The sequence below is a fragment of the Chordicoccus furentiruminis genome (assembly GCF_019355395.1).
Lineage (GTDB): Bacteria > Bacillota > Clostridia > Lachnospirales > Lachnospiraceae > Chordicoccus > Chordicoccus furentiruminis.
Genome location: NZ_CP048829.1, coordinates 1772176 through 1785467, shown reverse-complemented (window position 1 = coordinate 1785467; position 13292 = coordinate 1772176). Strand labels below are relative to the sequence as shown.

The following is a 13292-nucleotide window of genomic DNA, read 5'->3' as shown; positions in this document are numbered from 1 at the left end:
TTCTATTTCTCTTTCGCTCTTACCGATCCGGAAGACGGGCGCTCACCCCGCCACGTCCCGCCTGTACACCGCCTCCAGCCTGCAGATCGGATGCCCCAGCGCCGAAAATTTCCGCTCGTACTCGGTCATCACGTTACCGGCGCACATCTCGGGATCGTGATGAAGATCGCGCGTCACGCTCAGCAGTTGCCAGTGCGGCGCCGCCCTCACCTCTTCCACCGAGAATTCAAAGAGACCGGTATTGTCCGTCTTGAATGCGAGAAGGCCGCCGTCCCGCAGATATTTTTCATAAGTAGAAAGAAACTCCGAGGAGGTGAGCCGGCGTTTCGCGTGGCGCGCCTTCGGCCAGGGATCCGAGAAATTCAAGAAAAGGCCGTCCACCTCGCCCTCCGCGAACACAGCCGGAAGCTCCCGGGCGTCCGTCGAAAGAAAGCGGACATTGGCCGGCACCGGAAGCGCCCCGGTCTGTCCGGCGTTCTCCATCTGATCTCTCGGCGTGTGATAAGGAATGCCTTCCATCCGTTCGCAGGCCCGGAAGAGCACGCTCTCATATCGCTCCACGCCGATATAGTCCGCCTCCGGATGCAGAAGCGCCGTTTCAATCAGAAAACGGCCCTTGCCCATACCGATCTCCACATACAGAGGCCGGGACGGATCCTCCTTCCAGTGACCGCGGTGCGTCTCGGGATTCTTTACCACAAACGCGCTCCGTGCGACAATCTCCTTCGCTTCCGGGATATTCCGTAGTCTCATCTTACGCTGCCCGCTCCTTTGTCTCGCCGTCTGTCAGCCGTTTCTCTTTCCGTCCGGATGTTCCGCCGCGCTTTCCGGCCTTCGTGCCGGCCGCCTGCATCTTCCCTTCTCTATCCGTCAGGACGCGCCGTGATACGTCTCTTTTCGTTCTCCGCGCGTTCCGCCCTCCGGACTGCATGTCCCCGCACGTTTCCGGCGGGCGGCTGCATGTTCCATCTTACAGGAGACAATCGGGAAATGCAATCGGCTGCGGCCGCCTTCTCCTCCGTCATTCCGACAGTTCCGACGAACATTTTTCTCCCTGTCCGCCCGCCTCCTGCGCGCTTCGGACGAATCATCCGTCCTGTATTGTTTTCATGTTTGTGCATACTGCCACACTTTTGTGATCAGCTTGTGTTTTTGGTGTCCCCGGCATATAATGACATCGATTTTTCGGAAGCATTATATAAGTAATAAGTCGGGCGCAGGCGGAAATCGGCGCCCGATCAGGCAGAAACAGGAGGATTTCATGGACGCTTCTGTACTAAACAGACTCGACGAAATCGAAACCGCCGCCCAGAAGGTCCGCGCGCAGACCGAAGACCGGAAGCGGGAGCTTGAGAAGGCGGCCGATCAGAAGACCGCCGCCTTCGATGCGCAGATTGACGCCGACTCCGCAAAGAAGCTGGACGCGCTGCGGGCGCAGATGCAGGATCAGGACCGCAGCCGGCTCGACAGACTGGAGCGCGAGGCGGACGCTCAGCTCAACCGGATCAACGAATACTACGCCGCCCAGCTCGACAGCCGCGCGGACGCCATCGTAAAGCAGGTGCTTGAATGAGCAGCCGCATGCTGGCTTACAGCGGGCTGACCACCAAGGTCCGGGCGATGGAGAGCCACTTCATCTCAGACGATGAGTTCCGGGCGATCGTGGCGCTCTCCGACGTTCCCGCCGTCGTCGCCTATCTGAAGAAGGATCCCGGCTACGCGGCCGTGCTTGCCCCTCTGGACGAGAACAATCTCCACCGCGGCGAAATCGAGACGCTCCTCCGCAACACCGTGCTCTACGATTTCGAGCGGATCTACCGCTTCGCCGGCGAGGAGCAGAAGCCCTTCCTCCGGCGCTACGGCCGGCGGTACGAGGTGCGTTTTCTGAAGCAGCAGCTCGCCCGCGTCTTCGACCCGGAATCGATTCCGGACGATGTTCCCCGGTTCATCCGGGAGGAGAAGCAGTTCTTCGACGAATACTCGGACCTTCATTTCGACGCGCTGCTGGCTTCCCGGACCGTGGAGGATCTGATCAAGGCCTGTGAGGGAACGCCGTACTTCGACACGCTCACGAAAGTGCACGCCGGGCAGGACGCTACGCTGTTCCGCTACGAAACGTCACTGGATCTGTTCCACTTCGGCGCCTGCTGGCGGGACCGGAAGGAAACCGTGGACAAGAGCCAGCTGTCTCTTCTGACGAAGTTCTACGGGACCAAATTCGACACGCTGAATCTCTGGTACATTCATCGGGCGAAATATTACTATCACCTGAATGATGTGGAGACCTACGCGCTGACGATCCCCGCGCTCTACCATCTGACGAAGCAGGATATCCGCGCGCTCGTCGAAGCCGAGAATATGGACGCCTACGAGCGGGCGCTGAAGAGCACCTACTACGCGAAGAAGTATCCGGAACTCACGAAGGACAACCTGCAGTACATGTACACGAAAATCTGCAAGTCCGTCCTCCGGAACGAAGCCGCGCAGCATCCCTATTCCATTGCGATCCTCTACTACTACCTGTACTGGAAGGAGCACGAGGTTTACCGCCTGACAACGGCCATCGAGTGCGTCCGCTATCATATCAGCCCGGAAGAGGCGATCGGGATTGTCCTCAGACGCTGATCCGTCTGCGGAAGATAGTCAGACGCATTGACCACATTAACCACGCAAAGGGAACGATTATGATCGAAAAAATGAAATTCATCACCCTGACAGGACCGGAGAGCGACCTTGACCGCGTCGTTGACCAGTATCTGTCCCGGTATGAGATTCATCTGGAGAACGCCCTTCGGGAGCTTCCGGATGAAAAGCGGGTCACCCCGTTCCAGGGCGCCAATCCCTACCGGGACATGCTGTCCAGGATCCGGTCCTACACCGATCTGATCCCGGAGAAGGACCGGGGCGCCATCGCCCGCTCCTCCGAGGACACGGAGGAGGATCCGGCCGGTCTCGCCAGTCTTCTCGAAACCATCGGCGGAAGACTGGCGGAGAGCCGCGAGGAGAAAAAAGCGCTGGAGGACAAGACGAAGCAGCTCGCCGACACCATGAAGGCGCTCGAGCCGTTCCGCGATCTGCCGGAGCATCTGGAGCGGATTCTCACGTATCACTACGTCGATTTCCGTTTCGGAAAGATCCCGAAGGATTACTTCGAGAAATTCAAGAATTACGTCTATGACAACTTCGTCACAGTCTTCTTCCGAACGAAGAGCGATGAGCAGTATGTGTACGGCATCTACTTCGCCCCGGAGAAGGAAATGCATATGATCGACGCGGTCTACGCGTCCATGCATTTCGAGCGGATCTTCATCCCCGACGGCTACACCGGCACGCCGGGCCAGGTCTACGACCAGCTGGCGAAGGAATCTGCATCCGCCGCGGACCAGATCCGCGCTCTGACGGACGGCATGCTCACCAGTCTCGAGAAGGATGCCCCGCAGCTGCTCGCCGCGGAGCGGCGGCTCGAAAACATGAGCGCCAACTACGAGATCCGCCGCGAGGCCGGATGTATCCGCCACAAGGACGGAAATTACTACATCCTCTGCGGCTGGATGGCGGCAGGGGACACCGACCGTTTTCAGAAAGAGCTGGATTCGGACGCGAAAGTCGTCTGCGTTGTCGAGGACTCGGCCGCGTCCGGCGAGACGCCGCCGACGAAGCTCAGAAACCCGAAGTTCTTCAAGCCCTACGAGATGTACATCGAGATGTACGGCCTGCCGAACTACCGGGAAATCGATCCGACGATCTTCGTGGCGATCTCCTACAGCTTCATCTTCGGCGCGATGTTCGGGGACTGGGGTCAGGGACTGGTGCTTCTGATCGGAGGCGCGCTGCTCTACCGGTTCCGGCATATCCGGCTGGCCGGCATCATCAGCTGCGCGGGGATTTTCTCCACCTTCTTCGGCATGATGTTCGGATCGTTCTTCGGGTTCGAGGATACGATCATCCATCACATCTGGCTGAAACCGAAGGAACAGACGATGAATCTTCCCGGCGTCGGAACGATCAACTCGGTGCTGGTCTACGCCATCGTCTTCGGTATGTTCCTGATCCTCACGACGATGGTGTTCAACATCATCAACTCGCACCGGCTGCATGACCGGGAGGCCGAGCTGTTCGGAACGAACTCGCTCGCCGGCTTCCTCTTCTACGTCGGTGTGGTGATCGCCGTCTTCACGGCCTTCGGCTCCAGCCACCGGAAGATCGGCTTCGCCTTCATTCTGGTATTCTTCATCCTGCCGCTGGCGGCGATGTTCTGCAAGGAACCGCTGGGCCGGCTGGTCGCAAAGGATCACTCGAAGCCGGAGGAAGGCGTCGGGATGTTCATCATCCAGAGCTTCTTCGAGATGTTCGAGACACTGCTCTCCTTCTTCTCGAACACGCTCTCCTTCGTCCGTATCGGCGCCTTCGCCGTCAGCCACGCGGCGATGATGGAGGTCGTCCTGATGCTGGCCGGCGCCGCCAACGGCGGTACGCCGAACTGGATCGCGGTCATTCTCGGAAATGCATTCGTCATGGGCATGGAGGGTCTGATCGTCGGCATCCAGGTGCTCCGTCTGGAGTACTACGAAATGTTCTCCCGCTTCTACCGCGGCGACGGCAGACCTTTCGTCCCGTTCCGCAAGGAGAAGCAGAAATCCGCCTGAGAGGCGGAAACGCAGAAACCGACCAGCCGCGGCGCAAACGATTCGGCTGACAAAGATAAATCAGCAGACCATTTCATTTTAGTCACGCATCAGCGTGAGGAGGAAACCGAGTATGTCTACAGCAATCGAAATCACCCTGTTTATCGCGCTTGTTCTTTCCATCATCCTTCCGGGCGTCGCCTTCCTTAAGGGCGAGCGCACGAAGGGCCGCTTCAAGAGTCATCTGGCCGTCAACTGCTTCACGTTCTTCGGCCTGCTGGGCGTCACGGTCGTCTCCACCTTCGCCGGCGCCTCCAACGTGCTCGCCGCCTCCGCTTCCTCCGGAAACGGCATGGCCACCGGACTCGGCTACATCGCGGCGGCTCTGGCCACCGGCATCTCCTGCCTCGGCGGCGGTATCGCCGTGGCGTCCGCCGCTTCCGCCGCGCTGGGCGCGATCTCCGAAGACCAGTCCATCCTCGGTAAGTCCCTGATCTTCGTCGGCCTGGCCGAAGGCGTCTGCCTCTACGGTCTGATCATCTCCTTCATGATCCTCGGCCAGCTCTGATGCCCGGGCGCATCTCACTTGATCAAAAAGCAAGGTAATCAGCATGAAAATGTACCTGATCAGCGATAACATCGATTCCCTCACCGGCATGCGTCTCGCCGGCGTGGACGGTGTGGTCGTGCATGAACGGGACGAGCTGAAGAAGGCGCTGGAGAAGGCATGCGCCGATCCCTCGATCGGCATCCTTCTCCTCACCGAGAAGTTCGGCCGCGACTATCCCGATATCGTCAACAGCGCCAAGCTGACGCACAGCATGCCGCTCATCATCGATATTCCGGACCGCCACGGCACCGGGCGGAGCCCGCACTTCATCACGGACTACATCAGTCAGGCAATCGGACTCAGGCTTTGAAGATAGGTAATCATATGACGTTAGACGAAAAACTCAAGAAATTTTACGATCTGTCGCTGGAGCAGGCGGCCGCCGAGAGCGATGCCGAGCTGGACCGCTATCAGAAGCAGCTGGACGCCGCCTTCGAGGAGCACAAGGCGGAGAAGGAGCGTCAGGCACGCGCCTCCGAAGAGGAGGAACGGGCTTCCATCAGCCGCGATCTGAACAAGGAATTTTCCGCCAGACAGGTCGCGCTTCGTCAGAAAATCGCGGCCCGGCAGGAGGAAATCAAGGCGCAGCTCTTCGCCAGAGCCCTCGACCGGCTGATGGCCTTCAAGAAAACCCCGGACTATACCGGCTTTCTGGCCTCCAAAATCCGCGCGGCCCGCGCGTTCGCCGGTTCGGATGAGGTCCGCTTCTACATCGACCCTTCCGACAGCGCACTGAAGAAGACGCTCGAGGAGCAGACCGGCGAGACGCTCACCATCTCCCGCCCGGGAGAGGAATTCGACGGCGGTCTTCGCGCCGTGATTCCCGCGAGACATGTCCTGCTTGACAATTCCTTCCGCTACCGTCTCGCGGAGATCCGCGACAGCTACACCTTACAGTAAGAAGAGGAAAACGAATGAGCACACAGAAGACCGGAGTAATTTACGGCATCAACGGACCGGTAATCTATCTGAAGAACGCCACGGGATTCAGGATGTCCGAAATGGTCTACGTCGGCAAAGAGCGTCTCGTCGGCGAGGTTATCTCTCTGAAGGGAGACACGACCACCGTCCAGGTCTATGAGGAGACTTCCGGCATGAAGCCGGGCGAGCTCGTCTACGGCACGGACGAGGCGATCTTCGTCACGCTCGGCCCGGGCATTCTCAACAATATCTACGACGGCATTCAGCGTCCCCTCGAGAAGATCGCCGAGACGTCCGGCAAATACATCACCCGCGGCGTCAACGCCTCCGCACTGGATGAGACGCGGAAATGGGACGTAAAGATGAAGGTGCATGCCGGCGACACGATCACCGCAGGCCAGGTCATCGCGGAAACGCAGGAAACGCCTTCGATCCTGCACCGCAGCATGATGACCCCGCTGATCGCCAAAGCGGTGGTGAAGGAAGTAAAGCCGGACGGTCCCTACACGGTCACGGAACCGATCGTGACCGTCGAACTGCCCGACGGCACGACGCGCGAGCTGACGCTCGCCCAGAAGTGGCCGATCCGCGTCGCCCGCCCCTATATCCGGCGTCTGGCGGCAATCGAGCCGCTGGTCACCGGCCAGCGGGTGCTCGACACGATCTTCCCGCTCTCCCGGGGCGGCACGGCTGCGATCCCCGGAGGCTTCGGCACCGGCAAGACGATGACGCAGCATTCCATCGCCAAATTCTCCGACGCCAACGTCATCATCTACATCGGATGCGGCGAGCGCGGCAACGAGATGACCGAGGTGCTGGAGGATTTCTCCAGGCTGGAGGATCCCAAGACCGGCAACAAGCTGATGGCGCGCACCTCCCTGATTGCAAATACCTCCAATATGCCGGTGGCGGCCCGCGAGGCCTCGATCTACACGGGGCTTACGATGGCCGAGTACTACCGCGATATGGGCTACGATGTCGCGATTATGGCCGACTCCACCTCCCGCTGGGCCGAAGCGCTGCGTGAGCTCTCCGGCCGTATGGAAGAGATGCCGGCGGAGGAAGGCTACCCGGCTTACCTCGCCTCACGGCTGAGCGCATTCTATGAGCGGGCCGGCATGATGGACGTCCTCTCGGGCGGCCGCGGCTCCGTCTCCATCATCGGCGCGGTTTCTCCTCAGGGCGGCGACTTCTCCGAGCCCGTGACGATGAACACCAAGCGGTTCGTCCGGTGCTTCTGGGGGCTGGACAAGCAGCTGGCCTACGCGCGCCACTACCCCGCCATCAACTGGATGGAGTCCTATTCCGAAAATGCCAACGACATGGCGCCCTGGTTCAAAAAGAACGTGGACCCGAAATTCATGGAGGACCGCACGCAGATCATCGCCATCCTCCACGCCGAGAACAAGCTGATGGAGACCGTCAAGCTGATCGGCTCCGACGTTCTTCCGGACGACCAGAAGCTGACGCTGGAGATCGCGCGGGTAATCCGCGTCGGGTTCCTTCAGCAGAACGCCTTCCACAAGGACGACCAGAACGTCCCGTTGAAGAAGCAGTTCCTGATGATGGAGACGATCCTGCATCTCTACCGGGTATCAAAGAAACTGGTTGCGCAGGGACACCCGATGTCCGTGTTGAAGGCGGAGGATATTTTCGACAAGGTGATCGCGATCAAGTACGATATCCCCAATGATCACCTTGAGCTGTTCGATGAGTACAGCAGAAAGATCGAAGCTTTCTATCAGACCGTCATGAAGAAGAACGCGTAAAAGAGGTTGCTCATGGGAATCGAATATCTTGGTTTAAGTGATATCAACGGCCCTCTGGTCGTGCTGGAGGGCGTGAAGGACGCGGCCTTCGACGAGATCGTGGAGTTCACGGTCGACGAGAAGGAGAAGAAGCTGGGCCGCATCATCGAAGCTTATGATGACCGGGCGGTCATCCAGGTCTTCGAGGGCACGACCGGCATGAGCCTTACGAACACGCACACGCGGCTCACCGGCCATCCGATGCAGGTGACGCTCTCCGAGGATATCCTCGGCCGTACCTTCGACGGCATCGGCCGTCCCATCGACGGTCTGGGGCCCATCGTCTCCAGCGAGACATACGACGTCAACGGACTGCCGCTGAATCCCTGCCGCCGGGAATATCCGCGGAACTACATCAACACCGGCATCTCCGCCATCGACGGTCTGACCACGCTGATCCGCGGCCAGAAGCTTCCGATTTTCTCCGGAAACGGTCTGCCTCACGATCAGCTGGCGGCACAGATCGTCCGTCAGGCAAACCTGGGCGGCAGCGCCAACGAGCAGTTCGGCATCGTCTTCGCCGCGATGGGCGTCAAATATGACGTCGCGGAGTACTTCCGCCGTACCTTTGAGGAAAGCGGCGTCTCCGATCACGTGACGATGTACCTCAATCTGGCCAACGACCCGGTAGTGGAACGTCTGATCACACCGAAGATGGCGCTGACCGCGGCCGAGTACCTCGCCTTCGAGAAACATATGCACATTCTGGTGATCCTGACGGACATCACCTCCTACTGCGAGGCGCTCCGTGAGGTTTCCTCCAGCAAGGGTGAGATCCCGTCCAGAAAGGGTTATCCCGGTTACCTCTACTCCGATCTGGCGTCGATGTACGAGCGCGCCGGTATCGTGGAGGGGCAGGAAGGTTCGGTCACGCAGATTCCGATCCTGACGATGCCCAATGACGACATCACCCACCCGATCCCCGACCTCACGGGCTATATCACCGAGGGTCAGATCGTGCTGGACCGCCAGCTGAACGGCCAGGGCATCTACCCGCCGATCTCCGTGCTGCCGTCGCTGTCCCGTCTGATGAAGGACGGCATCGGCGAAGGCTACACGAGGGAGGATCATCAGGCGCTGGCCAACCAGCTCTTCTCCTCCTACGCGAAGGTCACGGATGTCCGCTCCCTCGCCTCCGTCATCGGCGAGGACGAACTGTCCGAGAGTGATCAGAAGTACCTCGCCTTCGGCAGGGCCTTCGAGTCCGAATTTGTCGGCCAGGGCGAGGACGCCAACCGGAGCGTCATCGAGACGCTCGATCTCGGCTGGAAGCTGCTCCATATCCTTCCGGAATCCGAGCTCGACCGGATCGACAGCGGTATGCTGAAGAAGTATTTTCACGGAAATGACGAGAACGACAGGGCGAACGTATGAATCCGAATGAAGTCCCAACAAAAGGCAATCTGATGCGCGCGAAGAACTCGCTCACGCTGGCCCGTCAGGGATACGATCTGATGGACAAGAAGCGGAACATCCTGATCCGCGAGCTGACGACGCACATCGAGAAGGCGAAGGAGCTCCAGTCCCAGATCGACGTGACTTACCGCGAGGCGTACGCCGCGCTGCAGAAGGCCAATCTGGAGATGGGAATTTCCACCGTCCAGCGTCTCTCCCGGACCATCGAGCTGGAGACGGATATCTCCGTCCACACGCGGAGCATCATGGGTACGGAGATCCCGCTGGTCCGGGATGAATCCCCGACGAGCACCGACGTGAAGCCCGCCTATGCCTTCTACCGCTCCCGAGACGCGCTGGACGAGGCGCGCAGGATGTTTCTTAAAGTACGGAGTCTGACGCTCTCTCTGGCGCAGTACGAGATCACAGCGCACCGTCTCGCCGCCGATATCCAGCGGACGCAGAAGCGGGCCAACGCGCTGAAAAACATCACGATCCCGTACTACGAGACGCTCGTGAAGGCGATCTCCGCCTCCCTCGAGGAGAAGGAACGCGAGGAATTCACCCGCATGAAGGTCATCAAGCGGCAAAGCGCGAAAAAGGCGGAAAGCGCCTGAGCACGCGCTTTGTCCCGGCTCAGCCGTCAGGAACGGATGGCAGATACGCTGAATATAAAGGGAGCCCGGGCGCGATCTCTTTGAGGATCGCGCCCGGGCTCCTATCCGTCCTGCATCGGTTCCCATCATGTCCGGACGTTTCATGGGAATGCTTCCGCACCTCCGCCGGGCCCGTCTCCCGGCCGCTTCCCGGTGCCGGCTGCACCTCTCCCTCCGTATCGGCGGAGCTTCGCCTTCGGCTCTCAGGGAATCTCTCTCACGCCGTCCCCGGCCTCCACCACATAGAAGTCCGGCGTCATATTGAACCGGTCCTGATATCCCTTCGTCAGCTGTTCACGGAACGTCTCCACCGCGTCTCCGCGGACAATGCTCACCGTGCTGCCGCCGAAACCGGCCCCGGTGAGCCGGCTGCCGATCACGCCGTCGATCTTCCACGCTGACTTGACCAGAAAATCGATCTCGGGGCAGGAAACCTCATAGTCGTCCCGGAGCGAAATATGGGACTGATTCATCAGCTCGCCGAACCGCTTCAGATTGCCGACGCGCAGCGCGCTGACGGCCCGGATCGTGCGTGCATTTTCATAAATCACATGACGCGCTCTCTTTGTGTAGGTATCGTTCATGATCACGTCCTTGGTGCTCTCGAACTTATCCACATCCAGATCGCACAGATGGTTGATGTTGCTGACAAGCTGCAGCTTCTTCAGCGCTTTGCCGCACTCGGTCCGGCGCGTGTTGTACGCCGAATCGACCAGAGAATGCTTCACTTTGCTGTTCGTGATGACGATCTTCGCATCCCCCAGATGAAGCGGCACATATTCGTAGCGGATCCGGTCCGTATTCAGAAGGATCGCGCAGCCCTTCCGCCCCATCGCGGACGCGAACTGATCCATAATCCCGCAGTTCATTCCGACAAACTTACTCTCGGCACGCTGGCTTAACACCGCGATCTCGATCTCATTCACGTTCTGAAGCTCATAGAGACGCGTGACGGCCATCCCGGTCAGCACCTCCAGAGCCGCCGAGGAGGAAAGGCCCGCGCCGGCCGGCAGATCGCCCTCAATCAGCATCTCGAAGCCCTCGGGGATCACACAGCCTCTCATCTGAAAGGCCCAGAGCACGCCCTTCACATAGCTGACCCAGCCGTCCTCTTCCCGGAGCACCAGCGGATCGTCCAGAGAAAACGTGCGGATTCCGTCGGCTTCATTGAGGGATGCAAGGCGGACCGTCCGGTCGCCGCGAAGACGGAACACGCCTTCAATCCCAAGCGTCAGCGCGCAGGGAAATACATGTCCCCCGTTGTAATCTGTATGTTCTCCGATCAGGTTCACCCGTCCCGGTGCGTAAAAAACGCGAACCGCCTGATCACTGTCGCCAAACCGTTTCAAAAATTCCTCGATCAGCTCAACCCGGGTCATTCTCTTTTCCTCCGCCATCATGTATACCAGATCAGTTTACTTTACAGCAGGATTGAATACAATAATCAGAATGAATGAAATTGACCGTCAATCGTCACCAATGTGACGAACTCCCGAAGTTATCCACCTGATTTATACACGATTCCACCATCTATTTCGCTTGATTTTCCGAGTTATGCACGAATTTATCCACTTTGTCCACAGATTATTGCAGTTTTGTTACGTAAACCGGTGGACAGAAAGGCGAATAAAACGGCCCCGCCGGAGCGTATCTTCCGCTCCGGCGGGGCCGGCCTTGGTGCATTCTTCGTTTCCTTACGGCAGCTGGCTGAGGTCTCAGGAATCCGCTTCCGAGGAGGCCGCCGGCACAGAGACCGGTGAGGCTGCGGTTTCCGCAGTCGTGGCGGCCGTCTCCGCCGCGGACGCGGCGGCGGAAGCCGCCTCATCCGCCGGCGTTTCCGCGCCGTTGACCGATGTCCCGCTCGCCGCGGAGGATACGGCCGACTCGGCAGCCGACTGAGACGCCTCCGGCGTCACCAGCGTGAACGGCTCCTCATCGCTGATGGTGAAGGTCGCCCAGACGTCGTCGTCCACCTTGATCTTCGCCTCGTTCACCCAGCCGTCCGTCACTTCCTTGAACTTATTCTGCTTCCGCTCGACGACGATGTTCTGCTTCTTCGTCTCGGTCGCGTCCTTGTCAAAGTTCTTGTCGAGCCGGACAACATAGAAGCTCTTTCCATCCGAGCTCTTCACCACATGATCCACCAGCGTTCCGTCGCTCAGCCCGGAGACAGCCTTGACCAGACTGGAATCCAGCGTCGTATCCGAGGTGTCATTCGTCGTGAACTGTCCGTTCGAAGCGGCGAGATCCTTGTCCACGGACTTCGCGACAGCGTCCAGATCCGCGTTCGCGGTATCCGTCTCCTTTTCCGCCGCGTCAAGCACCTTCTGCGCCTTTGCCTCAGCATAGGCCTGAAGCGCCGGATCCGGTTCTTCAGCGGCCGACTCGACGCTCTCCGCGCCGGAGAGTCCGGAGGAGGCGCCCGACTCCGCCGCGGCAGACTCCGTGCCGGACAATGTCACATCCGCCGCGCTGACGCTTTCCGTCGCGGAGGCCGCCACACTGTCCGCCGCGTAGGAATCCGTCGTCAGCGATTCCGCCGCAGACGAACCGCTCAGCACAGACTCCGCGCCGTCCGCCGAAGACGTCACCGCCGACTCAGCGCCGGAATCAGTCGGAAGGGAATCCGGCACCGCCACCGAGACGTACGTCAGCGTCGTCTGCTGCGCCTCCTTGTCCGTGACCTTCGTATCCACATCCGCCACGATCGGATCCATCATCTTGCTCTGATAAGTCTGCAGCTCCATCGCCTCGACCGCGTCTTCCTTCGAAGCGCCGACCTTCTTTCTGGTCTCCTCATCGTTGCTGTCGATGTACTGCTGCGCCGCCTTCTCAATCGCCTTCTCCTCCGAATCGGAGATCGAGATGTCGTAATCCTCCGCGTGCTGCCTGATCACCATCATGGTCTTCAGGTTGGTCAGCATCTCTTCCTTCATCTCGTCGCCGTACGTCGTCCCGCTCTCGTCGTAGGACTGGCTGAAGATCGAGGACGCCGATCCGAAGTACATCTGGTACAGCTGATAAAGCTGCGCCTGCTGGTAGCGGGCGTAAAAGGCGGCGACGCCAAGCGGCACCTTCTCGTCATTTACCGTCATCAGCGTCGCGGTCCCGTCGATTGCCGACGAGCTTTCCTTCTCGCTGCCGCAGCCCGCGAGCGCCGTCGAAGCGAGCAGCGCGCTAAGGCCCAGTGCCGCCGCTCTCTTAAGAACAGAGTTCATCATTCTCTTCCTCCCGGAATGTAATCTTTTATCGCTCCGCCGCGCACCCGGCCGGACCG

The 13292-nt window shown here is 59.7% G+C and carries 12 protein-coding genes; 9 read left to right on the top strand and 3 right to left on the bottom strand.

Annotated elements, in window-relative coordinates:
* Window positions 1–42: 42 nt before the first annotated feature.
* A complete protein-coding gene (gene trmB / locus G4C92_RS08345; protein ID WP_274939408.1) occupies window positions 43–753 on the bottom strand; it encodes a tRNA (guanosine(46)-N7)-methyltransferase TrmB in 711 nt (236 codons plus the stop codon).
* A gap of 508 nt (window positions 754–1261) precedes the next feature.
* Between trmB and G4C92_RS08340 the strand changes: the two genes are divergently transcribed.
* The 9 genes from G4C92_RS08340 to G4C92_RS08300 all read left to right on the top strand — a co-directional run bounded on the left by G4C92_RS08340 (window position 1262) and on the right by G4C92_RS08300 (window position 9976).
* Window positions 1262–1573 (top strand): hypothetical protein, encoded by a 312-nt coding sequence (locus G4C92_RS08340; RefSeq protein WP_274939407.1) that lies wholly within the window; start codon window positions 1262–1264, stop codon window positions 1571–1573.
* Window positions 1570–2625 carry a V-type ATPase subunit gene (locus tag G4C92_RS08335; protein WP_274939406.1) on the top strand — a complete coding sequence of 352 codons (1056 nt, stop codon included), beginning with the start codon at window positions 1570–1572 and terminating at the stop codon, window positions 2623–2625. The genes G4C92_RS08340 and G4C92_RS08335 overlap by 4 nt, the downstream gene beginning before the upstream one ends.
* 59 nt (window positions 2626–2684) lie before the next feature.
* Window positions 2685–4646: a V-type ATP synthase subunit I gene (locus G4C92_RS08330; RefSeq protein WP_274939405.1), complete on the top strand. Its 1962-nt coding sequence runs from the start codon at window positions 2685–2687 to the stop codon at window positions 4644–4646.
* A 112-nt stretch (window positions 4647–4758) separates the two neighbouring features.
* Window positions 4759–5193, top strand: coding sequence for an ATP synthase subunit C (locus G4C92_RS08325; protein ID WP_274939404.1), 435 nt, complete (start codon window positions 4759–4761; stop codon window positions 5191–5193).
* 43 nt (window positions 5194–5236) lie between these two features.
* Window positions 5237–5545 (top strand): V-type ATP synthase subunit F, encoded by a 309-nt coding sequence (locus G4C92_RS08320; RefSeq protein WP_274939403.1) that lies wholly within the window; start codon window positions 5237–5239, stop codon window positions 5543–5545.
* Between the two features lie 14 nt (window positions 5546–5559).
* The gene (locus G4C92_RS08315) at window positions 5560–6135 is read left to right on the top strand and encodes a V-type ATP synthase subunit E (protein ID WP_274939402.1); all 576 of its coding nucleotides are present in this window, start codon (window positions 5560–5562) and stop codon (window positions 6133–6135) included.
* A gap of 14 nt (window positions 6136–6149) precedes the next feature.
* Window positions 6150–7925 carry a V-type ATP synthase subunit A gene (locus G4C92_RS08310; protein WP_274939401.1) on the top strand — a complete coding sequence of 592 codons (1776 nt, stop codon included), beginning with the start codon at window positions 6150–6152 and terminating at the stop codon, window positions 7923–7925.
* A 12-nt stretch (window positions 7926–7937) separates the two neighbouring features.
* Window positions 7938–9338, top strand: coding sequence for a V-type ATP synthase subunit B (locus G4C92_RS08305; protein ID WP_274939400.1), 1401 nt, complete (start codon window positions 7938–7940; stop codon window positions 9336–9338).
* Window positions 9335–9976: a V-type ATP synthase subunit D gene (locus G4C92_RS08300; RefSeq protein WP_274939399.1), complete on the top strand. Its 642-nt coding sequence runs from the start codon at window positions 9335–9337 to the stop codon at window positions 9974–9976. The genes G4C92_RS08305 and G4C92_RS08300 overlap by 4 nt, the downstream gene beginning before the upstream one ends.
* A gap of 242 nt (window positions 9977–10218) precedes the next feature.
* On the opposite strand, the gene G4C92_RS08295 is transcribed toward G4C92_RS08300, so the two are convergent.
* A complete protein-coding gene (locus G4C92_RS08295; protein WP_274939398.1) occupies window positions 10219–11394 on the bottom strand; it encodes a galactokinase in 1176 nt (391 codons plus the stop codon).
* 336 nt (window positions 11395–11730) lie between these two features.
* Entirely contained in the window at window positions 11731–13236 is a 1506-nt protein-coding gene (locus G4C92_RS08290) for a hypothetical protein (RefSeq protein WP_274939397.1), read from the bottom strand.
* Between the last annotated feature and the right edge of the window lie 56 nt (window positions 13237–13292).